General features: G+C 69.2%; 35 protein-coding genes. 22 read left to right on the top strand and 13 right to left on the bottom strand.

What is annotated here, in order from left to right:
• Nucleotides 1-23 precede the first annotated feature (23 nt).
• Nucleotides 24-1,418 (top strand): ATP-dependent DNA helicase, encoded by a 1,395-nt coding sequence (locus ASE34_RS00440; protein WP_053098120.1) that lies wholly within the window; start codon nucleotides 24-26, stop codon nucleotides 1,416-1,418.
• A gap of 12 nt (nucleotides 1,419-1,430) precedes the next feature.
• Here ASE34_RS00440 and ASE34_RS00435 read toward each other — a convergent pair whose 3' ends face one another.
• Entirely contained in the window at nucleotides 1,431-2,078 is a 648-nt protein-coding gene (locus ASE34_RS00435) for a heme oxygenase (biliverdin-producing) (protein ID WP_056275377.1), read from the bottom strand.
• A 55-nt stretch (nucleotides 2,079-2,133) separates the two neighbouring features.
• A complete protein-coding gene (locus ASE34_RS00430; RefSeq protein ID WP_056277548.1) occupies nucleotides 2,134-2,457 on the bottom strand; it encodes a DUF2470 domain-containing protein in 324 nt (107 codons plus the stop codon).
• Nucleotides 2,458-2,547: 90 nt separating this feature from the next.
• On the opposite strand from ASE34_RS00430, the gene ASE34_RS00425 reads away from it, so the two are divergent.
• Both ASE34_RS00425 and ASE34_RS00420 read left to right on the top strand, forming a co-directional pair.
• Nucleotides 2,548-3,831, top strand: coding sequence for a serine hydrolase domain-containing protein (locus tag ASE34_RS00425; protein ID WP_056275374.1), 1,284 nt, complete (start codon nucleotides 2,548-2,550; stop codon nucleotides 3,829-3,831).
• A 45-nt stretch (nucleotides 3,832-3,876) separates the two neighbouring features.
• Entirely contained in the window at nucleotides 3,877-4,893 is a 1,017-nt protein-coding gene (locus ASE34_RS00420; RefSeq protein ID WP_053098117.1) for a magnesium and cobalt transport protein CorA, read from the top strand.
• Nucleotides 4,894-5,098: 205 nt separating this feature from the next.
• Here ASE34_RS00420 and ASE34_RS18250 read toward each other — a convergent pair whose 3' ends face one another.
• The 3 genes from ASE34_RS18250 to ASE34_RS00405 form a co-directional block, all read right to left on the bottom strand.
• A complete protein-coding gene (locus ASE34_RS18250; protein WP_056275371.1) occupies nucleotides 5,099-6,904 on the bottom strand; it encodes a sigma-70 family RNA polymerase sigma factor in 1,806 nt (601 codons plus the stop codon).
• A 171-nt stretch (nucleotides 6,905-7,075) separates the two neighbouring features.
• The gene (locus ASE34_RS00410; protein WP_053098107.1) at nucleotides 7,076-7,300 is read right to left on the bottom strand and encodes a hypothetical protein; all 225 of its coding nucleotides are present in this window, start codon (nucleotides 7,298-7,300) and stop codon (nucleotides 7,076-7,078) included.
• Nucleotides 7,287-8,669: an APC family permease gene (locus tag ASE34_RS00405; RefSeq protein WP_053098106.1), complete on the bottom strand. Its 1,383-nt coding sequence runs from the start codon at nucleotides 8,667-8,669 to the stop codon at nucleotides 7,287-7,289. The genes ASE34_RS00410 and ASE34_RS00405 overlap by 14 nt, the downstream gene beginning before the upstream one ends.
• A gap of 211 nt (nucleotides 8,670-8,880) precedes the next feature.
• On the opposite strand from ASE34_RS00405, the gene ASE34_RS00400 reads away from it, so the two are divergent.
• Nucleotides 8,881-9,525: an MIP/aquaporin family protein gene (locus tag ASE34_RS00400; protein ID WP_056275368.1), complete on the top strand. Its 645-nt coding sequence runs from the start codon at nucleotides 8,881-8,883 to the stop codon at nucleotides 9,523-9,525.
• A 121-nt stretch (nucleotides 9,526-9,646) separates the two neighbouring features.
• The gene (locus ASE34_RS00395; protein WP_056275365.1) at nucleotides 9,647-10,318 is read left to right on the top strand and encodes a GOLPH3/VPS74 family protein; all 672 of its coding nucleotides are present in this window, start codon (nucleotides 9,647-9,649) and stop codon (nucleotides 10,316-10,318) included.
• 6 nt (nucleotides 10,319-10,324) lie between these two features.
• Here ASE34_RS00395 and ASE34_RS00390 read toward each other — a convergent pair whose 3' ends face one another.
• Nucleotides 10,325-11,074 carry a DeoR/GlpR family DNA-binding transcription regulator gene (locus ASE34_RS00390; protein WP_056275362.1) on the bottom strand — a complete coding sequence of 250 codons (750 nt, stop codon included), beginning with the start codon at nucleotides 11,072-11,074 and terminating at the stop codon, nucleotides 10,325-10,327.
• A gap of 68 nt (nucleotides 11,075-11,142) precedes the next feature.
• Here ASE34_RS00390 and ASE34_RS00385 point away from each other — a divergent pair, with 68 nt between their 5' ends.
• Nucleotides 11,143-11,514: a DUF4406 domain-containing protein gene (locus ASE34_RS00385; RefSeq protein WP_200955140.1), complete on the top strand. Its 372-nt coding sequence runs from the start codon at nucleotides 11,143-11,145 to the stop codon at nucleotides 11,512-11,514.
• A gap of 52 nt (nucleotides 11,515-11,566) precedes the next feature.
• Nucleotides 11,567-11,932, top strand: coding sequence for a cupin domain-containing protein (locus ASE34_RS00380; protein WP_053098103.1), 366 nt, complete (start codon nucleotides 11,567-11,569; stop codon nucleotides 11,930-11,932).
• Between the two features lie 15 nt (nucleotides 11,933-11,947).
• On the opposite strand, the gene ASE34_RS00375 is transcribed toward ASE34_RS00380, so the two are convergent.
• Together ASE34_RS00375 and ASE34_RS00370 are read right to left on the bottom strand one after the other, a co-directional pair.
• Nucleotides 11,948-12,850 carry an SDR family NAD(P)-dependent oxidoreductase gene (locus ASE34_RS00375; RefSeq protein ID WP_056275359.1) on the bottom strand — a complete coding sequence of 301 codons (903 nt, stop codon included), beginning with the start codon at nucleotides 12,848-12,850 and terminating at the stop codon, nucleotides 11,948-11,950.
• A 10-nt stretch (nucleotides 12,851-12,860) separates the two neighbouring features.
• Complete coding sequence (locus ASE34_RS00370) at nucleotides 12,861-13,436, bottom strand: isochorismatase family protein (protein WP_056275356.1); 576 nt, start codon at nucleotides 13,434-13,436, stop codon at nucleotides 12,861-12,863.
• A gap of 222 nt (nucleotides 13,437-13,658) precedes the next feature.
• On the opposite strand from ASE34_RS00370, the gene ASE34_RS00365 reads away from it, so the two are divergent.
• The 8 genes from ASE34_RS00365 to ASE34_RS00330 all read left to right on the top strand — a co-directional run bounded on the left by ASE34_RS00365 (nucleotide 13,659) and on the right by ASE34_RS00330 (nucleotide 17,436).
• The gene (locus ASE34_RS00365; RefSeq protein WP_053099288.1) at nucleotides 13,659-14,183 is read left to right on the top strand and encodes an Asp23/Gls24 family envelope stress response protein; all 525 of its coding nucleotides are present in this window, start codon (nucleotides 13,659-13,661) and stop codon (nucleotides 14,181-14,183) included.
• Entirely contained in the window at nucleotides 14,180-14,368 is a 189-nt protein-coding gene (locus ASE34_RS00360; protein ID WP_053098100.1) for a DUF2273 domain-containing protein, read from the top strand. Before ASE34_RS00365 ends, ASE34_RS00360 begins: the two co-directional genes overlap by 4 nt.
• A complete protein-coding gene (locus ASE34_RS00355) occupies nucleotides 14,368-14,763 on the top strand; it encodes a hypothetical protein (RefSeq protein WP_056275353.1) in 396 nt (131 codons plus the stop codon). Before ASE34_RS00360 ends, ASE34_RS00355 begins: the two co-directional genes overlap by 1 nt.
• Entirely contained in the window at nucleotides 14,760-15,344 is a 585-nt protein-coding gene (locus ASE34_RS00350) for a DUF6286 domain-containing protein (protein ID WP_056275352.1), read from the top strand. Before ASE34_RS00355 ends, ASE34_RS00350 begins: the two co-directional genes overlap by 4 nt.
• Entirely contained in the window at nucleotides 15,341-15,955 is a 615-nt protein-coding gene (locus tag ASE34_RS00345) for a hypothetical protein (RefSeq protein WP_056275349.1), read from the top strand. The genes ASE34_RS00350 and ASE34_RS00345 overlap by 4 nt, the downstream gene beginning before the upstream one ends.
• Before the next feature lie 44 nt (nucleotides 15,956-15,999).
• Complete coding sequence (locus ASE34_RS00340; RefSeq protein ID WP_053098096.1) at nucleotides 16,000-16,212, top strand: hypothetical protein; 213 nt, start codon at nucleotides 16,000-16,002, stop codon at nucleotides 16,210-16,212.
• 99 nt (nucleotides 16,213-16,311) lie between these two features.
• Nucleotides 16,312-16,485, top strand: coding sequence for a CsbD family protein (locus tag ASE34_RS00335; RefSeq protein WP_053098095.1), 174 nt, complete (start codon nucleotides 16,312-16,314; stop codon nucleotides 16,483-16,485).
• Nucleotides 16,486-16,572: 87 nt separating this feature from the next.
• A complete protein-coding gene (locus tag ASE34_RS00330) occupies nucleotides 16,573-17,436 on the top strand; it encodes a hypothetical protein (RefSeq protein ID WP_056275347.1) in 864 nt (287 codons plus the stop codon).
• 4 nt (nucleotides 17,437-17,440) lie between these two features.
• Here the strand turns inward: ASE34_RS00330 and ASE34_RS00325 are convergent, their stop codons facing one another.
• A complete protein-coding gene (locus tag ASE34_RS00325; protein WP_056275344.1) occupies nucleotides 17,441-18,337 on the bottom strand; it encodes an SDR family NAD(P)-dependent oxidoreductase in 897 nt (298 codons plus the stop codon).
• On the opposite strand from ASE34_RS00325, the gene ASE34_RS17695 reads away from it, so the two are divergent.
• Nucleotides 18,230-18,586: a hypothetical protein gene (locus ASE34_RS17695; protein ID WP_157538026.1), complete on the top strand. Its 357-nt coding sequence runs from the start codon at nucleotides 18,230-18,232 to the stop codon at nucleotides 18,584-18,586. The two genes, ASE34_RS00325 and ASE34_RS17695, sit on opposite strands and share 108 nt — an antisense overlap.
• Here the strand turns inward: ASE34_RS17695 and ASE34_RS00315 are convergent.
• Nucleotides 18,583-19,284 carry a winged helix-turn-helix transcriptional regulator gene (locus tag ASE34_RS00315; RefSeq protein WP_056275339.1) on the bottom strand — a complete coding sequence of 234 codons (702 nt, stop codon included), beginning with the start codon at nucleotides 19,282-19,284 and terminating at the stop codon, nucleotides 18,583-18,585. The genes ASE34_RS17695 and ASE34_RS00315 overlap by 4 nt on opposite strands.
• A gap of 90 nt (nucleotides 19,285-19,374) precedes the next feature.
• Between ASE34_RS00315 and ASE34_RS00310 the strand changes: the two genes are divergently transcribed.
• Nucleotides 19,375-20,208: a class I SAM-dependent methyltransferase gene (locus ASE34_RS00310; RefSeq protein ID WP_056275336.1), complete on the top strand. Its 834-nt coding sequence runs from the start codon at nucleotides 19,375-19,377 to the stop codon at nucleotides 20,206-20,208.
• A 75-nt stretch (nucleotides 20,209-20,283) separates the two neighbouring features.
• Here the strand turns inward: ASE34_RS00310 and hxlA are convergent, their stop codons facing one another.
• Both hxlA and hxlB read right to left on the bottom strand, forming a co-directional pair.
• Nucleotides 20,284-20,907, bottom strand: a complete 624-nt coding sequence (gene hxlA / locus ASE34_RS00305) for a 3-hexulose-6-phosphate synthase (RefSeq protein ID WP_053098088.1) — start codon at nucleotides 20,905-20,907, stop codon at nucleotides 20,284-20,286.
• A 46-nt stretch (nucleotides 20,908-20,953) separates the two neighbouring features.
• On the bottom strand, nucleotides 20,954-21,535 hold the full coding sequence (hxlB, locus tag ASE34_RS00300) for a 6-phospho-3-hexuloisomerase (RefSeq protein WP_053098087.1): 582 nt from the start codon (nucleotides 21,533-21,535) through the stop codon (nucleotides 20,954-20,956).
• A gap of 94 nt (nucleotides 21,536-21,629) precedes the next feature.
• Between hxlB and ASE34_RS00295 the strand changes: the two genes are divergently transcribed.
• Together ASE34_RS00295 and ASE34_RS00290 are read left to right on the top strand one after the other, a co-directional pair.
• Nucleotides 21,630-22,457, top strand: a complete 828-nt coding sequence (locus ASE34_RS00295) for a helix-turn-helix transcriptional regulator (protein WP_053099285.1) — start codon at nucleotides 21,630-21,632, stop codon at nucleotides 22,455-22,457.
• 102 nt (nucleotides 22,458-22,559) lie between these two features.
• Nucleotides 22,560-22,877: a DUF2277 domain-containing protein gene (locus tag ASE34_RS00290; RefSeq protein WP_053098085.1), complete on the top strand. Its 318-nt coding sequence runs from the start codon at nucleotides 22,560-22,562 to the stop codon at nucleotides 22,875-22,877.
• A gap of 7 nt (nucleotides 22,878-22,884) precedes the next feature.
• Here ASE34_RS00290 and ASE34_RS00285 read toward each other — a convergent pair whose 3' ends face one another.
• Nucleotides 22,885-23,487: a TetR/AcrR family transcriptional regulator gene (locus ASE34_RS00285; protein WP_053099284.1), complete on the bottom strand. Its 603-nt coding sequence runs from the start codon at nucleotides 23,485-23,487 to the stop codon at nucleotides 22,885-22,887.
• A 94-nt stretch (nucleotides 23,488-23,581) separates the two neighbouring features.
• On the opposite strand from ASE34_RS00285, the gene ASE34_RS00280 reads away from it, so the two are divergent.
• The 3 genes from ASE34_RS00280 to ASE34_RS00270 all read left to right on the top strand — a co-directional run bounded on the left by ASE34_RS00280 (nucleotide 23,582) and on the right by ASE34_RS00270 (nucleotide 25,823).
• On the top strand, nucleotides 23,582-24,208 hold the full coding sequence (locus ASE34_RS00280) for a stage II sporulation protein M (protein WP_082586442.1): 627 nt from the start codon (nucleotides 23,582-23,584) through the stop codon (nucleotides 24,206-24,208).
• Between the two features lie 122 nt (nucleotides 24,209-24,330).
• Nucleotides 24,331-25,158 carry a DUF4397 domain-containing protein gene (locus ASE34_RS00275; protein ID WP_053098083.1) on the top strand — a complete coding sequence of 276 codons (828 nt, stop codon included), beginning with the start codon at nucleotides 24,331-24,333 and terminating at the stop codon, nucleotides 25,156-25,158.
• A complete protein-coding gene (locus ASE34_RS00270; RefSeq protein ID WP_230100930.1) occupies nucleotides 25,158-25,823 on the top strand; it encodes a class F sortase in 666 nt (221 codons plus the stop codon). Before ASE34_RS00275 ends, ASE34_RS00270 begins: the two co-directional genes overlap by 1 nt.
• Nucleotides 25,824-25,848 lie beyond the last annotated feature (25 nt).

Genomic DNA, 25,848 nt, shown 5'->3' with positions numbered 1-25,848 from the left:
GCCTCCGTCCGTGTGAGAGAACCGTGTCGCTTCCCGCCCTGTCCGAAGAGCAGCAAGAGCTGTTCCGGTTGATCGAGGACACCAGCGAGCACGTCTTCATCACCGGTCGAGCGGGCACCGGCAAGTCGACGCTGCTGCAGTACTTCTCGTGGAACACGAAGAAGCAGATCGCCATCTGCGCGCCGACCGGCGTCGCCGCGCTCAACGTCGAGGGTCAGACGATCCACTCCCTGTTCCGGCTGCCGATCGGACTGATCGGCGACTCGGACATCGATCAGAACGACAACACGCGACGGATCCTCAATGCGATCGAGACGCTCGTGATCGACGAGATCTCGATGGTCAACGCCGACCTGATGGATGCGATCGACCGTTCGCTCCGTCAGGCGCGGGGCAAGCGGGGCATCCCGTTCGGCGGAGTGCAGATCGTGATGTTCGGCGATCCGTATCAGCTGGCTCCCGTGCCGCCGCGCGGCGACGAGCTGCGCTACGTCAAGGACCACTACCGTTCGTTCTGGTTCTTCGATGCCAAGGTCTGGGCGGGTCCGGCCGGCGGTGAGGGTGACGATGACGACGGGGGACTGTTCGCCGTCGACACCCGGGCCGAGCTGCACGTGCGCGAGCTCGTGCAGATCCACCGGCAGTCGGATGACGGTTTCAAGGCGATGCTGAACGCGGTGCGGTACGGGCGGGTCACCGCGGAGATCGCGGGAGTGCTGAACACGCAGGGCGCGCGCACACCACCGGACCCGGAGCCGGGAGAGGTGCCGATGATCACCCTCGCCACCCGCAACGACATCGTGAACACCATCAACAGCCGCCACCTCGCAGCGCTGCCCGGCAAGGAGCAGACGGCGCGTGCCGAGGTCAGCGGCGAGTTCGGGAAGGGCGAGGCGTCGCTGCCGGCCGAGTCGGAGCTCAAGCTCAAGATCGGCGCGCAGGTGATGTTCCTCCGCAACGACACCTCGATGTCGGGCGAGCCGCCGCGGTGGGTGAACGGCACGATCGGCACGGTCGTGCGGATCCTCGGAGAGACCGTGCGCGTCGAGATCGACGGCGAAGAGGTCGATGTCGAGCCCGCGGTCTGGGAGCGGTTCCGATACTCCTACGAGCCGAGCACCAAGAAGCTGAGCCGTGACGTCGTGGCCGAGTTCACCCAGTTCCCGCTGCGCCTCGCGTGGGCGGTCACGATCCACAAGTCGCAGGGCAAGACCTACGACCGCGCGATCATCGACCTCGGCTCAGGCGCCTTCGCTCCAGGGCAGACCTATGTGGCGCTGTCTCGGCTCACGTCCCTCGACGGGCTCTACCTGTCGAGGGCGCTGCGCCCGAGCGACATCCGCGTCGACGAGGATGTGCGCCGCTTCATGCGCGACGCGTGGCTCGCGGCATCCACTCCCGAGGTCGGGAAGGGCTGAGCCCGTTCGTCGTCAGGCGGCGACGCGTGCGCGGTCGAGGTCTTCGAAGAGCTCGGTGTTGAACCGGTAGGCGAGCAGGACCTCGTCGATCACGCGCTCGCGCTCGGCGTCGTCCCAGGGGGCGGAGTCGAGCTGCTCGCGGTAGACGTCCTTGAACGCCGACGGGTCGGCGATGTCGTCGAACAGATAGAAGCCGATGCCGTTGGTCTCGAAGCCGAAGCGGCGTGCCATGACGCGTCCGATGAAGATGCCGCCCGACAGATCGCCGAGGTAGCGCGTGTAGTGATGCGCGAAGAAGCCACCGGCCCAGGTCGCCCCGACCTGGCGGATGCGCTCGACGTAGCGCTGCGTGGTCGGCAGCGCGACGATCACATCGCGCCAGTGCGCCCCGAGGAGGAACTCGAGGTCGGCCTCGAGCGCGGGCAGGCGGGTCAGCTTGTCGCTGAGGAAGACGGATGCCACGGGGTCCTGGCGCATGCGCTCGCCCGCGCCCTCGAGGGCTTCGTAGATGAAGTAGTGCTGCGCGACGAGCGCGATGTAGTCCTCGCGCGATCCTTCGCCCTTGAGCAGGTCGGACATGAAGCCGGCACCCTCGCTGCGCGAGTGCGAACCGGAGGAGCGCTCACGGAGGGCTGCGGAGAAGGAGAGGATCTCGGACATGTGCCCAGTGTAAGGGTCGCCTAACCTGAAAGGAAACCCCTCGCTGAGCCGAGCGTCATGCGTGCGGACGCGGCTCGACCCCGAGCTTCTCGCAGGCGAGATCATAGAGCGCGACGACCTCGCGGCGCACGGCGGGGCGCTCCGTGATCGGACCGGAGGGCCAGGGGATGCGAAGCTCTGAGGCCTCGCCGGAGCGGGTGACCTTCCAGACTCCGCCGTCGCCGTCGAGGTCCGTCATCACGGCGTCGGTGATCTCGTCCGACTGAGACCCTCCGGCCGGCGCGAAGGCGCGCGTGATGAGCAGATTGTCATCGGTGTGGTCGCCGTTCATGTGGCGGAGGATCGCGGAGACGACGTCGGCATCGAACGTGTGGGGCATGGTGATCACCCTAAACGGCGTTCGGTGATGCCTTTCTTTCAGGATGGGCGTTCTAGACTCGGGAGACACGTCTTCCGGGGGTCCCCTTTCATGCAGCTTCTCTCGTCGCGCACGTTCCGCGCAGCAGTGGCCGGCGCAGCCGCGCTCGGGCTCTTCCTCACCGGCTGCACGGCCGAACCGGAGTTCAGCTACCAGCCTCCGTCCCAGGTCGACGGCCCTCTGCCTGACGACACGGTCGCCGCCATGGAGGCGGCCATCACCAACGCGCTCGCCGCATCGGGTGCCTCGGGCGCCGTCGTGGGCGTGTGGGCTCCGTGGAGCGGCAGCTGGGTCGCCGGTCTCGGCGCCCAGACCCCCGGCGGCGACGAAGAGATCAGCACCGACATGTCCTTCCGGATCGCGGACATGACGCGTCTCATGACGTGCGACGTGCTCTACGGTCTGGCCGATGACGGCGTGGTCGATCTCGACGACCCCGTGCCCGACCACGTCTCGGGCGTCGCTGACATGAAGGACATCACGCTGCTCGACCTGTGCAACAGCACGAGCGGCGTCGGCTCGTCCGAGGCGACCGCGCAGGCCGCATGGCTCACCACCCCCGAGCGCGTGTGGGCACCCCTCGAGCTTGCGGCGTACGGCCTCGGCGCCCCACGCACCACTCCGAAGACGACCTACACGAACTCGGATGCCGGCTACCTGCTGCTCGGACTCGCACTCGAGCGGGCGTCCGGCCGCACGGCGTCCGAGCTGATCGCCGAGTACGTGACCCAGCCGCTCGGTCTCTCGGCGACGTCGCTGCCTTCGCCGGCCCCGGCCCCGCCCTCTGACGGACCGGTCATGAACGGGCACTACCTGACGCCCGTCGAAGGCGGGTACGACTGTGCTGCCCCGGTCGACATCACCACGCTCTCGTCGAGCACCGGCTACACCGACTCCGGCGTCGTGTCGACGATCGAGGATCTCGGTCGGTACGCCCAGGCCGAAGCCGCGCAGAAGCTGCGCACGAAGGACGAGCCGAACCGCTTCGGAGCTCCCCTGCCGCAGGGCCCCCAGGCTCCCTCCTGGCTCCAGGCCACGGGCGGCGCTCTGCTCGTCGGCTCGATGGTCGGACAGGCGGGCTGGACTCCCGGGTATCAGACGTCGGCGTTCTCCGACCCCGAGACGGGCTTCACGGTCGCGGTGTCGCTGAACAACTCGACGACCGGCGCGACGACCGCGATGTACCTGGCGTGGGAGCTCGCGGCGATCGCCTCCAAGGTGCCTGCAGCCGCGGGTGAGACCGCTCCCGAGTTCGGGCTTCCGTTCACGGCCGAGCAGTATCACCAGGCCATCACGGACTCGGCGGTCGCCTGCGTCGCACCGCCGGCCGCCTAGGGCCCGGCGCACGACCGCCGCGGCATACCGACGAAGGGAACGCCGATGGCGATCATCGACAACGCGATCTACGTCGACGGGGTCCGCACCGAGAATCCGCGGAGCCTCAGTGAGACGTTCGAGGTGCTGCGCGAGCGCGGCGGCATGAGCTGGATAGGTCTGTACCGGCCGAGCGAAGCCGAGATCCGCGAGGTCGCCGACGAGTTCGGCATCCACGCTCTCGTCGTCGAGGATGCGCTCTCGGGTCACCAGCGGTCGAAGCTCGAGCGGTACGGAGACGTGCTGTTCATGGTGCTGCGATCCGCCCGGTATCTGGATGCCGCGGAGGAGGTCGAGTTCGGCGAGATCCATGTGCTCGTGGGGCCCGACTTCGTGGTGACGATCCGCCACGCGGAGTCTCCCGACCTGGGGCGGGTGCGACGCCGACTCGAAGACGACCCCGGTCTGCTGAAGCTCGGTCCGGAGGCGGTGCTCTATGCGATCCTCGACGAGGTCGTCGACGAGTACGCACCCGTGCTGTCGGGACTCGAGAACGACATCGACGAGATCGAGAGCCAGCTCTTCGAGGACGAGGTCGACGCGACGCAGCGCATCTACGAACTCGGTCGTGAGGTGATCGACTTCCAGCGCGCGGTGCAGCCTCTCGCGGGCATGCTGGACTCGCTGCTGCGAGGTTCGACGAAGTACGAGGTCGACGAGGAACTGCAGCGGTACCTGCGCGACGTGCTCGACCACACCCTGCGTGTGTCGGAGCGCGCGAACACCTTCCGCACGGTGCTCGACAACGCGCTGACCGTCGAGTCCACGATCGTGGCGCGGCGGCAGAACGAGGAGATGCGGCGGATGACCGAGTTGAGCATCCGCCAGAACGACGAGGTCAAGAAGATCTCGGGCTGGGCGGCGATCCTGTTCGCCCCGACGCTCGTCGGCACGGTGTACGGCATGAACTTCGACCACATGCCCGAGCTGCATTGGACGCTCGGATACCCCATGGCGGTCGCTCTGATGCTGGCGATGGGCGTCGGGCTCTACTGGGCGTTCAAGCGCAAGGGCTGGCTGTAGGCCCCCACACGGGTGCGGAAGGGAATGCGGGTGGGACTGGGGAGCAGCCCCACCCGCTAGTGCCGCGTCCGTAGGGGAACGCGAGCTCTCGGACACGAAGTCGACTCAGGTCCCCAGGGCCGGCTTCTCGTCCCACTATCAAGACGCTGACGACGCCCGTTCCTGACGCCGCAACCAATATTCCGGTCGGATCCGTGCCCGGACGTCACTTGCCGCCCGGGGTGACGACGACCGCGTAGTCGGCTCCAGGACCGGTGACGCCCGACTCCGCATCGACGTATCGCAGGGTGAGCAGGTGGAATCCGAGGTGGATGTCGGGGATGTAGTCGTCGGAGGTCACCTCGTCGATGGCGATGAGGTGGGGCACCACGACGCCGTCGACGGCGACCTGCACCCAGCCGCCCGGGATGCCCTCGAGAGTGACGAGCGCGTCGTCCTGCTCGCCGTCGGCGTCAGCATCCCCCCGCTCGAGGTGGGGGCGGGGCTGATCGCCAGAGATGACCGGCACGGGGAATGCGAGGGGTCCGACCGGCTCGCTGAGGCCCACGTCGCCGGAGGGTGAGGTGTGCTGGGCCGTGAGCGTCATGCCCTGCCTCAGTTCGCCTCCCGCGACGGAGAGCGTGAACTCACCGTCGCCGTCGACCGTCGCCTGGGCGAGGACGGAGCCGAGCTCGTCGATGACGGCGACCGTGCTGCCGGGGATGCCGGTGCCGCTCACCGAGACAGCGAGGGGACTGCTGGTGTCCCACCCGTCCGGACCGATCGCGAACACGGGCGGGGTCTCGACCGGCGGGACCTCGACCGGCGGGGTCGCTACGGGGGGTCTGGTCGCCGGAGGGCCCGCCGCCGGCGGTGCGGCCACCGGGGCGCTCGGCGGCTCCGGAACGGCGCGCACAGGTGTGTCCTGCCGAGTCGTCTCGACGACCGGCTGCACTGGCGGCTCCACCGGAGCAGGAATGAGCGGTGCGACAGGTGGGGGCGTCGGTGACGTGTCGTCGTCCGTCGCGGGTGTGGCACCGGGAGTCGGGGCGATTGGTCGGGCGGCGGGCCCGGACGCCTCACCACGGTCGCCGTCTGCCGCGGGTTGCGACCAGGGGCCGACCATCGCCACGGCGACCGTCGCCGCAAGGGCGACCGCGCTTCCCGCGGCGATCCCGATGGTGAGCACGCGGCGGGTCCGCAGGGCGGCGGACGGTCCGATGACGGAGGCGCTCGCTGCCGCGCCGGGCTCGAGAGCGGCGTAGGCGGCGGCGCCGGCACTGCCGAGTGCGAGGGGCAGCAGCACGGCTCGCAGCTTCGACGAGGCCGTGTCGATGTCTCGCGCGATGATCGTGCAGCCGGCGCACCCTTCGAGATGGGATTCGAGGCGGGGGCGCTCGTGCCGACTCACCGGGCGGCGAGAGCGGCGCACGAGCCGCCCGCACGCCCAGCGACACTCCTCGGGACGGGAAGGGTCGGCGATGAGCGCATCCAGCCAGGCATGGCGGAATCCGTCGCGAGCGCGGAGAGCCAGCGCCGACACGGCATTCGGAGTCAGTCCCATCAGCGGAGCGATCTCGCGCGGCTTCATGCCCTCGACCTCGAGGTACCAGAGCAGGGTGCGGTGGTTCTCGGGCAGATTCTTGAACGCCGCCGCGAGCATCGTCTTGTCCGACAGCTGCTCGATCGCGTCGGGGGCCTCATCGGGGATCTCCTCGATGAACTCGATCGGGATGTCCTTCTGCTTGCCGCCCCACGTCGCGGCGGCGTTGCGGATGGCGGCGTAGAGATACGCCCGGAAGCCATCGGTCGGTCCGCCGCCGTTCTGCATCGCGCTGAACGTCTTCGTGAAGGCCTCGCTGACGAGGTCGTCAGGGTCGATGGAACGCGTCACTGCCCGGGCCGCGCGGAGCCCCGCCTCGGAATGGCGCTGCCACAGCACGGCGAACGCTCGGGCGTCTCCGCTGCGCGTCGCGTCGGCGAGCTCGGCATCCGACCGCGTGTCGGTGCTCGGATCTGTGGTGATGCTCATGGCGTCCCCCCGATCGTGGTGACGGGGTCCGGGTCACCGACTCCGAGACCGCGGAGGCGGTCTCGGAGTCAGCATACGCTCAGAGCTTGCTTTCGAGGGGTGAGTCGTGATATATCGGAACGCTGAAGTATCGCGGGGGCGATCCCGCGCGCGTTCTCGCCGCCGCTCCGGCTACTGCTCGGGCTCGTCGTCGACCTCGACCCCGGGTCCAGGTCCCGGCCGCACGGCGGCATCGGGGAGGATGTCGATGCGGGTGTTCCCGTCGTGCTCCGAGACCTCGATGCGCGGGGCGGCATCGGCCTCGGTGGCATCAGGGGCCGCGGTCAGCTGGTCGTGGCGCTTCTCCTCGCTCGTCATGGCGTCGTCGGCGTCGGGGGTGAGGTCAGGCGTGCTCATCGTTCTCCTTCGTGGTGGTGGATGACGGGGCTCCGTCGTGGTCGCGGCGGTCGGAGCGGTTGCGGCCCCAGCGGGCGAGCAGGTACAGCACGGCGCCGACCGCCAGCAGGATCGCGCCGAACAGCCAGACGACCCCTCGCTGCTGGGTGAGCAGCAGGATGCACGAGGCGATGCCCAGCACCGGGATGACCGTCCAGATGCGGAAGTGATCGTGCTCGACGCGGTCACGTCGCAGCACCAGCACCGAGACGTTGACGCTGAGGAAGACGAAGAGCAGCAGCAGCACGACGGTCTCGGCGAGCGTCGCCAGATCGCCGACGAGCGTGAGTCCCATCGCGACGAGGGTCGTGGTGAGGATCGCCACCCACGGGGTCTTTCGATTCGGCAGCACGCGGCCGAGCACGGCGGGCAGCAGGTTCTGCTCGGCCATCCCGTAGGTCAGGCGGCTCACCATGATCATCGTGAGCAGTGCACCGTTCGCCACCGCGATCAGGGCGATCAGGCTGAACAGCCAGGAGGGGATGCTGGCACCCGCGGCCTCGACGACCGACAGCAGCGGTCCGCTCGACTCCTGCAGCTCGGACGCCGGCAGTGCGATGGAACTCGCGACCCCCACGAGCACGTACACCGCACCGGCGGTGAAGAGCGCGCCGAAGAGGGCTCGGGGATAGGTGCGCCGCGGATTCTTGACCTCTTCGATCATGTTCGCCGAGGTCTCGAAGCCGACGAAGGAGTAGTAGGCGATCACCGCTCCCGACAGGACCGCCAGGGCGACGGGCGTCCCCTCGGGCGTCTGAGTCAGCCGCGAGGCGTCGCCGCCGCCGCCGACCACGAACATCCCGACCACGACGATCACGATCACGAGACCGCTCAGCTCGATCGCCGTCATCACCAGATTCGCGCCGAGCGACTCACGGATGCCGCGGGCGTTGAGTGCTCCGACGATCGCGAGGAAGACGATCGCGACGGGAATGGTCGGCAGGTCGAAGAACGTGCCGAGGTAGTCGCCGGCGAACGCGATCGCCAGGCCCGCGGCGCTCGTCACGCCGGCCGCGAGCATGCTGAACCCGACCAGGAACGAGACGACGGGGCTGTGGAAGGCGCGCTCCGCGAAGACGGATGCCCCGCCGGCGCGCGGGTACTTGGTGACCAGCTCGGCGTACGACCCCGCGGTCAGCAGCGCGAGCAGGAGAGCGAGAAGCAGCGGTGCCCACAGCATCCCGCCGACCTTCTCGGACAGCACACCCATCAGGGCGTAGATGCCGGCGCCGAGCACGTCGCCCAGGATGAAGGCGAACAGCAGGGGGCCGGTGATGGCGCGACGCAGGCGAGTGGGCTCCTCCGGCGTCGTGGCGGTGTCGGAAGTCATCCCGGAACAGTACGGACAAGCGTGCCGATGTGGCGACGGGGTTGACATGCCGTCGCATCGCATTCAGGTATTTCACAGGCGCCAGCGCGGCGTACGCCCGGACTCCGACTGCCGTCGCTAGATTCGGGGGCGTTATCGGAGGGTGCGTCGGCTGGAGTGCGCAGGCGGACGGGGGTCGCCTTCCCTCACCTCTCAGAAAAGAGCACTTCTCATGTCAGGTACTCCCCGAAAGGCGCTCGCCGAAGCGATCGCCACGTTCCTCTTCGTCCTCACGATCATCGCGGCGGTCAACAGCGAGAGCCCGCTGACTCCGCTCGCGATCGGCTTCACACTCGCCGTGCTCGTCTTCTCGACCGGCCACATCTCGGGCGCTCACCTCAACCCGGCGGTCTCCGTCGGCGTCTTCCTCCGTGGCGGCCTCAGCGTCGTCGACTTCATCGCCTACCTCGTGGCGCAGTTCGTCGGTGGCGCGCTCGCCGCGCTGGTCAGCTTCGCCGTGTGGCCCGCCGGTGGCGAGGCTCTGGTCGTCGAGGTGGGACCCGCCTTCTTCGTCGAGGCGCTGTTCACGCTGATCCTCGTCTGGGTCGTGCTCAACACCGCGACCTCGAAGGACACCGAGGGCAACTCGTTCTACGGCCTCGCGATCGGGGCGACGGTGTTCGTCGGCGCAGCGACCGTCGGTTCGATCTCGGGCGGCGGCTTCAACCCGGCGGTGGCACTCGGCCTCTCGGTCGGCGGGTACTTCGACTGGGCCTCGCTGTGGCTCTACATCGTCGCCCCCGTGGTCGGCGCGGTCATCGCGGCTCTGCTCTTCCGCGTGCTCAACGCGGACGATGCCAAGAAGATCGGCGCGTAACCACTCTTCATCGAACGCCGCGTCCTCTCCGGAGGGCGCGGCGTTCGTGCGTGTGGGGGGTGTTCCGGAATCATCCGTCCGGGGGATGCCGTCGTGAGGTGGCCCGTCATAGCGTGGATGCATGCTGATCGTCGAGGAACTCCACATGCTGCTTCTCCGGCCTGATGGCCGCGTCGAGAGCGCGGTGAGCGTGAACCGCCTGTACGGCGAGATCGCGGCCGTGATCGTCGACCTCGCCCTGCACGGACGCATCGCGGTGTCGGACGAGAAGAACCCTGTCGTCGAGATCGTGTCGACCGACCCGACGGGCAACCCGATCCTCGATACGACACTGCAGCGCCTCGTGCCGTTGCGCGGCAAGCGGCTGCAGTCGCTCGTGGTGCGCCCCAAGCTCGATCCGCTCGAGATCGTGGTCGAGTCGCTCATCGTGCAGGGCGTGCTCGTCAGAGGGGAGCGCGGATTCTTCGGCTGGGGGTCGGCACGCACTCCCGAATCCGATTCGACGCCCGAGCAGGCGCTGAGGGCGCGGCTCGCCGCGGTGCTCGCCGGAACGGGTGCTCCGACGCAGGCCGACCTGGCGCTGCTTGCGATCCTGCAGAATCTCAACGCGGCGCACGCGATCCTGCGCGAGGAGTGCGGCGGGCTGTCCTCGCGCGACCTCAAGAAGCGGATCGAGCAGCTCACGGCAGGATCGCGGGCAGGGGATGCCGTCGCCAAGGCGGTCAACGATGCGATCACGGCCGCGATGGTGGCGATCATGACGCCGACGATCGTGGCGGCGACCATCACCTGACACCGGTCAGCGCAGCACCGGCATGCCCTCTGCGAGATCGCCGATGACCGGGTTCGCGTCCTGAGGGTCGACCACGAGACCGGTGATGGCGTCGACGTTCAGAACCGGGAAGCGCGAGATGGCGCCGATCTTCTCCTCGCTGCCCAGGACGTAGGTCTGCGCACAGCGCGCGGCGATCGCGCGTTTGGTGGCGGCGTCGTCGAGGTTGCCGGTGGTCAGGCCGTGGACGGGATCGACGCCCGTCACGCCCAGGAAGAACAGGTCTGCGGCGAGATGCTGCACGGCCTCCATGGCGAGGGGGCCGCTCGCGACCATCGAGAAGCGGGCGAGTTCGCCGCCGATGATCACGACGCGGGCGTCGGAGTGCTCGGCGACGGCGAGGGCGATCGCCGGGCTGGGGGTGATGACGGTCAGGTCGGCGCCGTACGGCAGCATGCGGGCCATCGCGAGCGTCGTGGTTCCGGCATCCAGCACGATCGTCGAGCCCGGCAGGATCAGCTCGACGGCGCGGCGGGCGACCCGCTCCTTGCTCTCGGTGGCCAGCGACGAGCGCTCGTCGACGGGCCGATCGGCCGGCGGAACCGGCAGAGCGCCGCCATAGACGCGGACGAGTTCGCCCGTGTCGGCGAGCTCGCGCAGATCGCGACGGATCGAGTCCTCGGAGACGCCGAGATCGGTGGCGACGTCCTTCGCCACCACGCGACCGTCTCTGCGCAGGATCTCGCGCAGATGATCCTTTCGCTGCGCACTCAGCATCCGAAGCTCCCATCCCGTTCATTCACGAAGTTGCACGTTCCTGCACGGTTAACGTTACAGTCTTCTCCATGAACACACCACTGCTGATTCTCATCGCCGGCCCCTACCGCTCCGGCACGGGCGGCGACCCCGCCTTGATCGCCCGCAACCTCGAGGCCCTCGAAGAGGTCGCGGCCCCCATCCACCGTCTCGGCCACGTGCCGATGATCGGCGAATGGGTCGCCCTGCCGATCCTCCGAGGCATGGACGAGACGGATGCCGCCGAGGGCGACGTCATGTACGAGACGGCCCACCGACTGCTGCAGCACTGCGACGCGGTGCTGCGCCTGCCGGGAGACTCCGCCGGCGCCGACAAGGACGTCGAGATCGCGCTCGAGCGCGGGCTGCCCGTGTATCGATCGATCGACGAGATCCCGTCGAGGGATGCCGAAGCCGCCTGAGCGCTGCTCATCGGGAGGGGGCCGTGGCCGGCCGGTGGCTAGGCTCGTGAGCATGACAGACGATGTGCGCAACGTCCACGACGCCCTCTCGGCGATCACCGAGCACTGGCAGCCGCACCGGCTCACCAGCGTCAACGACTACGACGTCAAGGTCGTCAAGCTCCAGGGCGAATTCGTCTGGCACACCCACCCCGACACCGATGAGCTGTTCATGGTGGTGAGCGGCCAGCTCACCATCCAGCTCCGCGACCGCGACGTGATTCTGCACCCGAACGACGTCTTCGTCGTGCCGCGCGGGGTCGAGCACTGCCCGAAGGCGACGGACGAGGTGCACGCGATCCTGTTCGAGCCGAAGGGAACGGTCAACACCGGGGACGCCGGAGGCGACATGACCGCGACACTCCAGGAGCTCGCCTGATCCGCCGTCAGATCGTCAGATCGTGAAGCGCACGCCCGAGAGGTGCTCGGCGACCGACCACAGTTCCGCGCCGACGTCGACCGACCGCACCTGGGCGCTCGCGGCGACCCGCTTCGGCGCCCCGCGGAACTCGAGCAGCCCGCCCGGACCCCAATAATCGCCGCCGGTGGCATCGGCCGCGACGGCAGCATGCAGGATCGGCGCGGCCCCGGCATCCTTGCCCTGCACGAGCGGACGGCTGACCGACGCGAGGGCGCGCGTCAGAGGTGAGACCGCGGCGAGTCCGTCGCGGTGCGGAGTCAGCGGATCGACGGCGTAACCGGGGTGAGCACACAGCGCAGACCGCGCCGTGCCCCGCCACCGGCGGTTCAGCTCGAAGGCGAGGGCCATCAGGGCGGCCTTCGAGCGGCCGTACTGACGCAGCGACGCACCCGTCCACGGCTGAGAGAGTGTGCCGGGGTCGATCTCGGCGAAGCGATGCGCCAGCGATCCGACGGCCACGACCCGAGCGTCGTCGGCGAGCAGACGGTCGAGCTGGGCGACCAGGGCGAAGTGTCCGATCGCGTTGGTGCCGACCATGAGGTCCAGTCCGTCCGCGGTGCGGGCGCTGCGATCCGCCGCCTTGACCCCGGCATTGCAGATCACCGCATCGAGCCGCTCGTCGAGCGATGCCGTCGCCGAGGCGACGCTCGCCAACGACCCGAGATCGACCGGCACGATGTCGAGGTCGGCACCCGGAACCTGCGCGCGGATCGACGACACGGCCACCTGTGCGCGCTCTGCCGACCGGCATCCGAGCAGCACCCTGGCACCCTGCGTGGCCAGGATCTCCGCGCACCAGTATCCGATGCCCGCGTTCGCCCCGGTGACGAGGATCGTGTGGCCGGTGAGGTCGGGGAGCGCGAGCGGCGAGGGCATGTCCTCCAACCTAGGCGGAGACACCCACCCGGTCGGCCGTGCGGACGATCGTCGCGAATCCGCGCGCCGCCAGGATGCTCTCGGTCCGCTGCATGATCTCGTCACCCGAGACGGCCGCGAGCCCGTCCGTCGCCTCGATCGCCGAGGTCGTCGTCGCATCCGTCACGAACTCCACCGTGAAGCCGAGGTCGGCCGCCATCCGGGCCGTCGTCTCGCAGCACTGCTCGGTGCGGATGCCGCAGACGACCACTCGGCCGACGCCGCGGCGCCGGAGCTGATCTTCGAGATCGGTCGATGTGAACGCGTTGACGGTGGTCTTCGTCACGGCGGTCTCGTCGCTCTGCGGGTCGAGGTCGGAGACCACCCGGACGAAGCCGTTGGCCGGATCGAAGACTCCTCCGCTGCCCGGCTCGGAGTGCGTGACCCACACGACGGCGTCTCCCGACCGACGCGCGTACGCGACGAGCTGGGAGACGTTGTCGATGACGCCCGGGTTGGCGGTGGCCGCCCACTCGTCGGGTCGCTGGCGGAAGGATTCCTGCGCGTCGATCACGAGCAGGGCGGTGGCGGGGGAGTCGTGGCTCATCCGATCATCCTCGCGGTCCCGGCCCGCGACGGCCAGTGCCTGCACGGCCAGCGACCGCGTGTTCTCTGCCGTCGATCGCCGCTCGGGCGCTGTCTCGCAGATTCTCCCGACGAATCTGTGACGAATCCCGCTCGGCGCTCGTCCTATCTGTGAGCGACCCACACACGCTCCCGGCGAAGCCACCACGGCCCGGCCGGCACATCGTGAGACGAAGGAATGGTCATGGCAACTCAGGATCAGAACACCCCCACCAGCCCCGCCGACAAGGAGCTCGCTCAGACGTCGACCGCGCCGAAGCCGGCTGCCTCGGGTTCGCGCGTCGACCGCACGTCGGCCTTCTCGACGTCGCGCGTCCCCGCCGACTCGGATGCCGCGGGCAAGACGGTCATCGCCGACGGCGTCGTCGCCAAGGTCGCCGGCATCGCCGCCCGTGAGGTCGCCGGTGTCTACGCGCTCGGTGGTGGCGGAGCACGTGCCTTCGGCGCCATCCGTGACGCCGTCAACGCCACCGACCTGACGCAGGGCGTCAAGGTCGAGGTCGGCGAGACGCAGGCCGCCGCAGACCTGACCATCGTCGTCGAGTACCCCGCCCCGATCCAGGAGGTCGCGAGCAACGTGCGCGCCGCCGTCGCCGGTGCGATCAGCCGCCTGGTCGGTCTCGAGGTCGTCGAGGTCAACGTCGAGGTCAACGACGTGCACGTCCCCGGTGACGACAACCAGGAGAACGAGGAGTCGCGAGTCTCATGACCCCCACCACCACAGGCGCCCTGATCGGCGCACTCCTGGCCCTGGCCGCTCTGCTGTTCGGGTTCTGGGGATTCCTCCTCATGGCCCTGTTCGCCGGCGTCGGAGCCGTCATCGGCCGGATCGCCTCCGGCAAGCTCGACGTCCGCGGTCTCGCCGACGCCTTCACAGGGCGGCGCACCTCCTGATGCGCGTCGACCAGCACCTCGTCGCCGGTGGCGGCCCCGCGCGGGCCGCCACCGCAGAGGCCACCGTCCCTGGGCGCATCGACGTGAAGGAACGCGTCTACCGCACGGTCACCGAGAAGGCGTCCGCAACCCTGATCGGTGTGCCGCGCGGTGACGTGAAGGTCGACGTCGCCGAGCACCCGGGCGGGATCGCCGTGCGCATAGCGACCCCGCTTCCCGTCCCCGATCTCGACGACACCGTCGCGATCTCCCAGAGCGTCCCCGTCCTCGACCGAGCTCGTCAGCTGCAGGAGCAGCTGCAGGAGAGTCTCAGCGGTCTTCTCGGACGTGACGTGACCCGCATCACCCTCACCATCACCGGTGCCACCATCCCAGAGAGGAGACGAGTGCGATGAGCACCCCGGTTCTTCGTCGCGTCGTCCGACGCGAGACGCATTCGCCGCGCACCGTCGCGATGTTCGTCGCGGTCATCCTCCTCATCCTCGCCCTCGCCTACATCGGGCTCGAGATCGTGCTGAGCCTCGCGGCGCAGCCCGCTCTCCTGCTGGGTCCCGCCGCGGCGGGCGGATGGCTGGTCGGCCTGCCCACCGCACAGCCGGCCGGACTCGTGATCGCGGGCAGCGTCGTGCTCGCCCTGATCGGCGTCGTGCTCGTCGTGCTGGCTGTCACTCCGGGTCGCCTGTCACGGCACACCCTCGAGGCGGGCGACAGGGTGGTCGTCGTCGACAACGGCGTGATCGCCAGCGCGCTCGCCCAGCACCTCTCGGAGGAGACGGGCCTGGCTCGCGAGAGCATCACCGTCGGAGTCGGCCACCGCAGTGTCGACGTCACCGTGCGCCCCGGCGCGGGCATCCCCCTCGACAAGGGCGCCGTGCAGTCGGCCACGGAGGCAGAGCTGCAGACTTACCGGCTGACCCGCAGCGTCCGCACCCGCGTGCGCATCGAGCGCCCCCACGAGAAGGAAGACGAGCTGTGAACAACACCAATCGTGCGCTGAACCGCACCCTGCTGCTCATCATCGGCCTGCTCTTCCTCGGACTGGGCGCTCTCGGCATCGCCATCATGAGCTGGCCGACCGCCACCGACATCTGGACGTCGGCCGGCACGGACGCCCGCTCATGGCTCGACCAGGCGATCGCCGCCACGGCCATCGCCGGCGGCAGCCTCTCGTGGATCGGCATCGGCGCAGTGGCCGCGATCGTCATCGTGATCGTGCTGCTCATCGTCGCCCTCACCAGCATCTCGGGCCGCCGGTCGAAGACCGCCTTCCGCTCGAGCGGAGCACAGAACCCGCTCGGACGTGTCACGGTCACCGAGTCGTTCGTGTCGGATGCCGTCAAGAACTCCCTCGCCGGGAGAGCGGAGATCCTGTCGTCGCAGGTCACCGCGAACGACATCCGTCGAGAGCCGGTGCTGCATGTGGCCGTCACGCCCCGGCAGAACACCGATCCGCGTGAGCTGGTCGACCACATCGACAAGCTGCTCACCAACCTCGCCACCCTGACCGGCCGCGAGAGCGCGACCTTCGTCTCGATCCACACCGGCCTCCGGGCGCGGCTCGCGCACGACCAGCGACGTCTGTCGTGAACCTCGGACCTCGCCCCCACCACCCCAGGAAGCAGGACAGCACCATGCGAAACAAGATCCTCCTCATCGGCGCCATCGCCTTCGTCGCCTACGTCGTGGGCAGTCGGGCAGCGACCGTGCAGGTGAACAAGGGCGAGTCCGTGCGGCACCAGCTGGTGCGCATGTGGAACGACCCGAAGGCGAAGAAGGAACGCGCCAAGGCAGCCAAGAAGGCGGCGAAGGCGGCCGAGAAGGCACTCGACAAGGTCCGCCGCTGACACCCCTCCACAGACTTATCGTCGGTCGCGACACGCAACGGCGATAAGACGACGGGAATCCTCCCGCCGTCACGATCACCCTCACGAAAGGAGCTCCTCATGGGACTCGATGACAAGATCAAGAACGCCGCTCAGGACATCGCCGGCAAGGCGAAGGAAGCGATCGGCAACGCGACCGACAACGACAAGCTCGCCGCCGAAGGCAAGGCCGACCAGGTCAAGGCCGACGCGAAGAAGGCCGGCGAGAACGTCAAGGACGCATTCAAGAAGTAAGACCCCCGGCGCGGGCGGATGGAGCGGTGTCACGCTCCATCCGCCCGTTGCTGTGCGCGGCGAGGATGCCGTGAGACGATGCCGGGGATGCATGCTGCCGCTGATGACGAGCTTCGCGAGCTACGGGCTCGTGCCTACGGTCCGCGTGCTGACATCGCGAGCGACCCGTCCGCGGTCCGCCGACTCGAGGAGCTCGAATCCTCGCGCAGCGCGGCGTCGACCGGGGGCGCGGCGGCATCCCAGGCCGCTGGCTCAGCGCCCGTTCTGGACTCCGTTGCCGACTCGGAGCGCGCCGAGCTGCGGGTGGTGCATCCCTCGGCCGATGCATCGCGCGAGAGCGGTGACCTGCTCGACCGACTGGACGACGAGTCCACGTGGGACGAGCCGGTCGCGCCCGCGGCGTCGCACGAGGTGACCGGGTGGCCGGGGCGCCTGGCGAGGTGGCGAGCACCGCTGTGGGTGGCCTCCGTGGCGGCGTCGGCCGCGCTCGCGGCGTCGATCGCCTACGCCTTCGCCGTGGTACCGCCCGTGTCGTCGTCTGCGGGTGCGCCGCAGATCGAGACGCTCGAGCTCACGCGATCCGGAATGATCGCGCCGGGGTGGTTCGGCGCGGAGAAGGATGCGGCATCGGCCGAGTTCTCCGGCCTGACGGTCTTCCTGACGCCCGGGTGGTACGCCGACTCGGGAGAGCGTTCGTCGGAGAACGTCTGTCTCAATGCCGTCAGGAACGACCAGCTGCCCGATGTGCGTGACTTCACCGAGACGTCCTGGAGTTTCGAGGGCCAACGGTACGCGGCGTGCGGCGTGGGTGCATTCCCGCCGACCGTCGCGGTGCCGTTCGACTCCGAGACCCCCGACGAGCTCGCCGAGCGCTTCCTGTCAGGCGTGGCGCTGCAGTTCGTGCTCGACGGCGGCCGTGTCGGAGTATTCCTCGACAGCGGCGAGGAGTAGCGGGTCAACGCCGGATCGGCAGCGACAAGTGGACGCCCGCGAGTTCTTCGAGCTGGTCCCATACGCTCTGCGCGAGTTCAGCAGGAGGGGTGTGGGTGCGGGCGAGCGGCTCGACTCGCAGGGGAAGTCCGCGAAGCCGCCCCGCGGGCGCGTAGTACTCGCCGCCCTGCGCGGCGGGATCCGCGAGCGCGCGCACCGCAGCCCAGGCGGCGGTGTCCTTTCCCTGAGCCCAGGGCGTGTAGGGGTTGCGCCGGTCCGGGGTCGAGGCGTCGTGGATGCCGGTGCGCTCGGGCGTCTTGGCGTCCACGCCCACTCCGGGACGCACCACGAGCGAGGCGACGGGAAGGACAGCGGCGCGCAGGCGGCGGTCGAGCTCGAAGGCGAACACCTCGGTCACCGTCTTGGCCTTCGTGTAGGCCGCGATGGCGCTGCGCGGGGTCGCCCTGACGTCATCCACGTCGAGCCGGAACTGCGACACGAAGCCGGTCGACGTGTGCACGATGCGGCTGGCGACGCCCTCCGCCTCTCCGGTGGCGATCAAGGACGGCAGGATGCCGGCGAGCAGCCGGACGTTCGAGATCACGTGCGTTCCCAGAATCGGGGGGAGGCCGTCGGCCGTGGGGGCACCGCGCCAGCCCGTCATGGCGCCGCCGTTGAGGAGGACTCCGTCGAGGCGGGGCAGCTCGCGCAGCTCGTCGGCCGCGCGAGACACCGAGTCGAGCGAGGCGAGGTCGATCAGCACGCTCCGCACGGAGGCTCCGGGCACCTGGCCGCGGATGGATGCCTCGGCGAGGTGCAGCTTCGATTCGGATCGCGACGCGAGCACCACATCGGCGCCCGCCGCGGCGAGCTGCTCCGCCGCGAAGTAGCCGATGCCCGCGGTCGCGCCCGTGACGACGATCGTGCGTCCGGTCTGCTCTCACCCGACGATGAGGAACAGTCCGTGCGCGACATGAAGATCGAGATCTTCGCCGCATTCGACGGGGTGCTTCAGAGGGCGCGCGACGAGAAGATCATCCGACCCGATCTGTCCATCGTGCAGATCGAGCATCTCGTGTGCGGAATCGAGCATGCAGTGCGCATCGGGGAGGCCGGAGACAGGCAGCTCTTCCTCGACATCATGCTCGCCGGCATCCGTCCGACCGTCTAGACCCGGCCCGCCCCCACCGGCGCACCCACCCGCGGCACCGCGGCATATCCCGGGCGGATGAACCACGACGGCAGCGCTCGCCGCAGGTCGCTCGGGCCGGTCGCGGTGGCGTCTTCGGCGAGCAGCAGCGTCGTCCATTCGATGTCCCCGCGCCAGAACCGGGTCAGCGCTCGGAGCGTGCAGCGCACTTCGACCGACACGTCGTACCCGGGGTCGGCGTCGCACACGTCGGCCTCGCCGTCGTGGATCACCAGCCACCACCGGCGCTGCGCCGGACTCGCATCCGTGAAATTCAGTGCGATCACCGTGCGCGCATCGGGGACGGTGCCGTGATCGACATTGCGGTGCATGTCCCACAGCAGCAGCTTGGGGTCGAGGTCGGCGTCTCCGAGCTCGCCGATCCAGCGCACCCCCCACGCCGAGAGCTGTTCGACGACCGGACGCAGTTCGGCACCCGCGACGGTGAGCACGTAGCGGACGTCAGCACCCTGGGTGATCCGCTCGATGAGGCCGGCACGCTGCAGCTGGTCGAGTCGATGGGACAGCAGCGTCGGCGACATGCGGGGGAGGCCGCGGCGCAGCTCGTTGAAGTGCTCGGTGCCGAGCAGAAGCTCACGCAGCAGGAGCATCGTCCACCGCTCGTCCAGCAGCTCCATCGCCTTGGCGACGGGGCAGAACTGATAGTAGGGGGCGCCCACGGACCTCACGATAGACCCGGTACAGATCGGATACTAGAGCGGTCTGCGCGGGGTTCGTAGCGTGAGGATCACAAGGCAGAGGAGCCCACCATGAACACCACCACCACCGACCTCCAGGCCGACGCCGACCGCGCGCTGAAGGCGAAGCACAGAGTCGTCTGGGCGCTCGGCGACTATTCGGCCGTCGCGCGCGAAGTGATCCCCGAACTCGGTCGCGTGCTCGTCGCCGAGAGCCGCATCGGGCCGGGCGATCGGGTGCTCGACGTCGCCGCCGGCACCGGCAACGCGTCGATCGAAGCTGCGCGCACCGGCGCATCCGTGGTCGCGAGCGACCTCACGCTCGAGCTGCTCGAGATCGGCAGGCAGGATGCTGCACGGCAGGGCGTCGAACTCGCCTTCGAGGAGGCGGATGCCGAGGCGCTGCCCTATGCAGACGACTCTTTCGATGCCGTGCTCTCGTGCGTCGGCGTGATGTTCGCGCCGCATCACGAGGTGGCGGCCGGCGAGCTGACGCGGGTGGTGCGCGCCGATGGACGGCTGGCGTTGATCAACTGGACGCCGGAGGGGTTCGTCGGACAGCTGTTCGCCACGCTCAAGCAGTTCGTCCCCGCGCCGCCTGCCGGTGTGCAGCCGCCGCCGCTCTGGGGTGACGAGGAGCACGTGCGCGCCCTCCTCGGAGACCGCGTGGCCGAGCTGTCGACGGAGCGTCGGCAGCTGTCGGTCGACAGGTTCGCGTCGGGTGCGGAGTTCCGGGACTTCTTCCGGGACTTCTACGGCCCGACCGCGGCGGCGTACCGAGGCATCGGCGACGACGAACAGCGGCGAGCAGAGCTGGAAAATGCCCTGGCCGCACTCGGCGACCGCCACCTCGAAGACGGTCGAATGGACTGGGAGTATCTGCTTGTGACGGCGCGGGTCGTCTAGAGCGGCGCCGTCGGGGCGTTCGACGCACGAAGGGGCCGACCGGGCATCGCCGGTCGGCCCCTCTCTGTGCGGTCGTCAGCTGATCGCGGCGCGCAGCTCGGCGGCGGCGTCTCCGACGTTCTCGGCGCTGTAGATCGCGCTGCCCGCGACGGCGACCTGCGCCCCGGATGCCTGGACGGCGGCGATGCTCGAGGCGTTGACGCCGCCCGCGACGGAGAAGGCGACGCCGGATGCGGTGCCGTCGGTGAGCAGGCTGTCGAGCGAGTAGCCGTCCTGCGCCTGCTCGTCGAGACCCGCGTGCATCTCGACGAACTCGGCACCGAGGCCGATGACCTGCTGCGCGCGGGCGGGCTTGTCGGCGACGCCGATCAGATCCACGACGATGCCCTTGCCGTGCTTCTTCGCGGCCTTCACCGCGCCGGTGATCGTGCTGTCGTCGGCCACGCCGAGCACCGTCACGAGATCCGCACCCGCGCCGAAGGCGATGTCGGCCTCGAGTTCACCGGCATCCATGGTCTTGAGGTCGGCGAAGATCACCTTGTCGGGGTGGGCGCTCTTCAGGGCGGTGATCGCCGAGAGGCCCTCGCTCTTGATCAGCGGGGTGCCGAGCTCGAGGATGTCGACGTGCGCGGCCGCGGCGGCGGCGAGCTCGAGGGCCTTCTCGGTGCTGAGCGTGTCGATGGCGAACTGCAGTTTCATGGGTGTTCCGTTCGTTCTGCGGGGTGGATGGTGGGGCGGCAGCCGCTCATTCGAGGTTCGCGTGGCGCGGCCAGAGGTCGTCGGCGCTGGTGCCCTGGCGCTGCCAGAGGGCGTGGAAGAGCCCGTCGCCGATGACGACTACCGCCTGCTCGAACAGGCTCGCCGCGTACTGGTGCGAGGCGTCGGCCGTGCGGTCCAGCTTCTGGGCGGCAGGCACCCGCACGACGACGTCGGCGAGCTCTGACAGGGGCGACGTCGCTGCGGTCGTGAGCGCGCCGATGCGCGCCCCGACCGACGAGGCGCGCTGCGCGGCTCGCACGATCGATTCCGTCGTTCCCGACCCGCTCGCCGTCAGCAGCAGGTCGTCGGCCTCGATTGCCGGAGTGGTGGTGTCGCCCACCACATGCACGTCGAGTCCCAGGTGCATGAGGCGCATCGCGGTCATTCGCAGGGCGAGCCCTGAGCGGCCGGCTCCGAGCACGAAGACGCGCCGGGCATCTACGACGAGGTCTGCCAGATCGATGAGCTGATGCGCGTTCGCGACGCTCGTGCGCTCCGCGACGCGGAGCAGCTCGTTGGCGATGAGGGAGATGGCGGCGCCGGGCGACATCGTGGCGGTGAGAGGCATGTCTCCACTCTTGCGATCGCGCGACCTTCGGGCGCTCCCGCCTCGGGACCGTTCCACCTACCCGAAGGGAGAGGGACGAATAGAGTAGGTGATCATGAGCATCGAAGAGCATGCTGGGCCGGCGGGATCACGCCGACTGGCCGCAGACCACGCGCTCGCCCTCGCCGAGCAGCGGGACCGCTACGCCCTCACCCTCGAATCCCTGCTCGCGACGCTGCGCTCGCAGCGGCTCGACGACCGGGCGGCACGCACGATCGCGGTCGATGTCGCGGCCGGTGCACTGGTCGGACTGCGGACGCACAACGATGAGCAGGGAGCAGGACTCGAGCCGGTGACGGGCGCCTTCGAGCGTCTGCGCGGCGATCTGCGCCCGCTCGTGCGATACAGCGAACTCGACGTGCAGTTCGTCGAGCCCCCGGCCAACGGTCGCGCGCTCCCCGGGGTGATCGCCCACTCTGCGCGCTCGATCGTGAGAAGCACCGTGCTGGCGATCGTCGACCGCGGAGAGACGCGACGCGTGCGCATCCAATGGGACTGCGACGGATTGAACCTGCTGATCGCGATCCGCGACGACGGCCGAGGAGACCTGACGACGCACGACGACGCACTTCGCCCGATCGCCGAGCAGGTCTCTGCGCTGTCAGGCGACCTGTCGGTGGCCTCGACACCCGGATGGGGGTCGGAAGTCGGCATCCGCCTTCCTCTCGATCCACCGGCCGAGCCGGGCGATCTGCCGGATGCGATCGACGCCAGCCCGCGAGAGCGCGATGTGCTGCGACTGGTGTCGGCGGGGCGCCGCAACCGCGAGATAGCCGAGACGCTGAACGTGAGCGAGAACACGGTGAAGTTCCACGTGTCGAACCTGCTGCGCAAATCCGGGGCGGCGTCACGCGCCGAGCTCGCGGCCATCGTGCGCGGCTGACCACCCCTTCGGGTGGGGCTGTGCCTGCTCGGAAGGATAGGTGGGGAAGTCGTCGGTCCGATGCCTCTTGACTCCGGCGCTCAGCGCTCTACCCTGTCAGGCATGTGCCGCAACATCGTTCCTCTGAACAACCTCGCCCCACCGGCCACCGATGACGAATGCCATGAGGCCGCGGTGCAGTTCGTGCGCAAGATCTCGGGTGCCAACGCCCCCTCCCGCGCCAACAGGGAGGTGTTCGACCGTGCTGTCGCTGAGATCGAGAAGTCGGTGCGACATCTGCTCGATGACCTCGTCACGACCGCACCCCCGAAGGACCGCGACGAGCAGCGCGAGAAGCGACAGGCTCGCTCAGCCGAGCGGTACGAGGCGATCCGGGTCTTCCAAGAGGCCAAGCGCGCGGCGAAGGCGGCGGCGGACTGAGCCCTCGCTAGTCGTCGCGGAACACGGCATCGACCGCCATCGTGAGCGTGTTCGTCTCGGATTCGAGGATCGACTCGTCCGAGGGGAGCGCCCGTTCGAGGGCCAGGCCGGCGAGGACGGAGTTGAGAAAACGCGCGCGCGTGGCGTTGTCTCCTGCCGGGAGCGAGCCTTCGTCTTCGAGGACGGACAGCCAGTGCTCGACCCTCCGCTGCCCTTCGCGCTCGATGGCCAGGTAGGCATCACGGAGTTCGTCCGTGAGCTCGGGTTCGATGAAGGTCCGGTGCAGGATCGTGGCTGCCTCGCGTGCCTGCGCCCCGACTCCGGACGGAGCGAGCACCTGCCTCAGACATGCGAGGAGCCGCCCCTTCGCCGTCAGCGACTCGTCATGGATCGGGTCGTCCGGTGCGATCACCTCGTAGACCACGCGGAGGACCTCGTCGAGCAGCGCCCGCTGCGTCGGGAAATGGAACCGCAACGACCCGGTGCTCACACCGGCCCGCGCTGCGACCGCGCGGACGCTGAGCTTCGCGCCGCGTGATTCGCCGAACATCGTGAGTGCCGCGTGCAGGATGCGGTCCTTCGTCGGCAGCATGCTCGGGTCGGCGGTCATCATCCCATTCTCCACGACCCCCGGTGACACAGTGTGTTAGCGTGGCGTGCGTCCCTCACTAACACACCGTGTTAGTCCATCGACGGGAGCACCCATGACACTCATCCGCAGGCCTTTCCAGATCATCCGCTCGAACCTCCGCGTCTACGCGCTTCTCAATGCGCTCGCCTACGGCACCTTCGCGATCGGCTTCATCCTCGGGCTGCTCTTCCCCGACCTGGTCGCCGGCCGCGCCCAGGCGCTGGAGGACGACGGCACAGCGAGCCTCGTCACCTCTCTGCTCAGCAGTCCCTGGCTCTTCGCGCTGACGATCCTGGCGGTCAACACCCTGCGGCTCGGCGCCCTCACGATCCTGCTGCCCTCGCTCGTCGTGCCGTTCCTCGGACTCGCGACGTTCGCGGTCTGGTCGGTGACGACCGGAGTGACCCTCGTGCCGACGACGCCGGAGGGGTGGGTCGCGCTGATCCCGCATTCGCTGACTCTCGTGATCGAGCTGCAGGCCTACATCCTTCTGCTGCTGGGCGCGTTCCTGCTGGGCCGATACTGGGTTCGCCCACAGGCGATCGGTGCGCGGAATCGACGCACGGCCTACCTGCGCGGACTCCAGCACATCGGCTGGCTGAGCCTCCCCGCGCTCGCGCTGCTCATCATCGGGGCGCTCTACGAGGCCTTCTCGCTGCTCTACTTCGTATACCCCCTGCAGCAGTGGCTGCTCGGATAGCCGGAACGGACATCGACATGGCGATCTGAGAAATCTTCATCCAGGTGCATCCAAACCCGGCGCTCCCGGAGAACAACTCCTATGAAGGGCCGCACAGGGCGGTCCGGGTACAGGAGGAACAGATGCGCAAGACAGTCGCCGCCGGCCTCGCCGTCGGAATGATCACCGCTCTCGGTCTGGCCATGCCGGCCGGCGCCGCCACCACCCAGGCCGCACAGCTCTCGGTGCTGCACGCGATCCCCGACACCCCCGTCGACGTGTACGTGAACGGCGAGCTCACCCTCGACGACTTCGCGCCCGGAGACCTCGCCGGACCGCTCGAGCTGCCCGCCGGTTCGTACGAGGTGGCGCTCACCGCTCCCGATGCCGCCGACGCCAGCGCGCCCATCCTCGGCCCCGCGACCCTCGCTCTCGAAGCAGGCGGGAACTACACCGCCGTGGCCCACCTGACCGAAGCGGGCGAACCCGGTCTCAACCTCTTCACCAACGACATCTCGCAGACGGCTCCCGGCCAGGGGCGACTCACCGTGCGTCACACCGCCGCGGCGCCCGCGGTCGACATCCTCGCGGGCGGATCGCCCGTGATCGAGAACCTCACGAACCCGAACGAGGCCAAGCTCGACCTTCCCGCGGGCACCGTGTCGGCCGCCGTCGCTCTGACCGGCACGACCGACCCGGTCATCGGTCCGGCAGACGTCGCGATCGAAGAGGGCGTCAACACGATCGTCTACGCGTGGGGCAGCGCCGAAGACGGCAACCTCGCGATCGCCGCTCAGACGATCTCGGGACTCCACTCGAACCCCGACGGAGTGCCCTCCGGCACCGCGGGCTACCTCGCTGAGCAGGATGCCTCGGCGAACGCCCTCCTCTCGGCGGGTCTCGTCGCCCTCGCGATCGCGACCGCCGTGGGTGCGGGCCTGATCGTCCGTCGCCGCCAGACGGTGCGCTGATGCTCCGAGGCACGCTGCGGACGGCCCGTCTGCGCCGCGTCATCATGACGCTCGGCGCCCTGGTCACCGCGGCGTGCCTCGTGGCATGCACACCGGGAGGGGCGGGCGCGGATCTCCCTCCTTCCACGGAGTCGCCCCCCACGACTCCATCGCCCGTCCCTCCCACTCCCGCGAGAGACGTCGCCGTGCGGCCGGGTGCTCTCCCCACCCCGACCGCATCCGTCGCTCCCGTGGGTCTGGCCATCCCGTCGCTCGCCATCGACATGCCGGTGACGGACGTCGGGGTGGCCGACACCGGACAGATGGAACTGCCCGTCGACCCGGCCATCGCCGGCTGGTATCGATACGGAGCGGATGCCACGAGCACGAGCGGCCGGATTCTGATCGCAGCGCACGTCGACGCGATCGACTATCCGATCGGACCGCTCGCTCGCCTGCGGGACGTGCCCGCCGGCGAGACCATCCTCATCACGGCGGCCGACGGCACCAGCCGCGAGTTCGTGGTGCAGTCGCTGACCTACTACGAGAAGGCGGCACTGCCGACCGACGAGCTCTTCCAGCGTGGTGGCCCCTCGGCCCTTGTGCTGGTCACGTGCGGCGGACCTTTCGACAGCCAGACCGGGCACTACCGCGATAACGTGGTCGCGGTGGCGGTCCCGCGATGAGGCGGGGTGATCACCATGGAGAGGA

This window comes from Microbacterium sp. Root280D1, from assembly GCF_001428975.1.
Lineage (GTDB): Bacteria > Actinomycetota > Actinomycetes > Actinomycetales > Microbacteriaceae > Microbacterium.
This window is presented reverse-complemented; position numbering and strand designations above follow the sequence as displayed.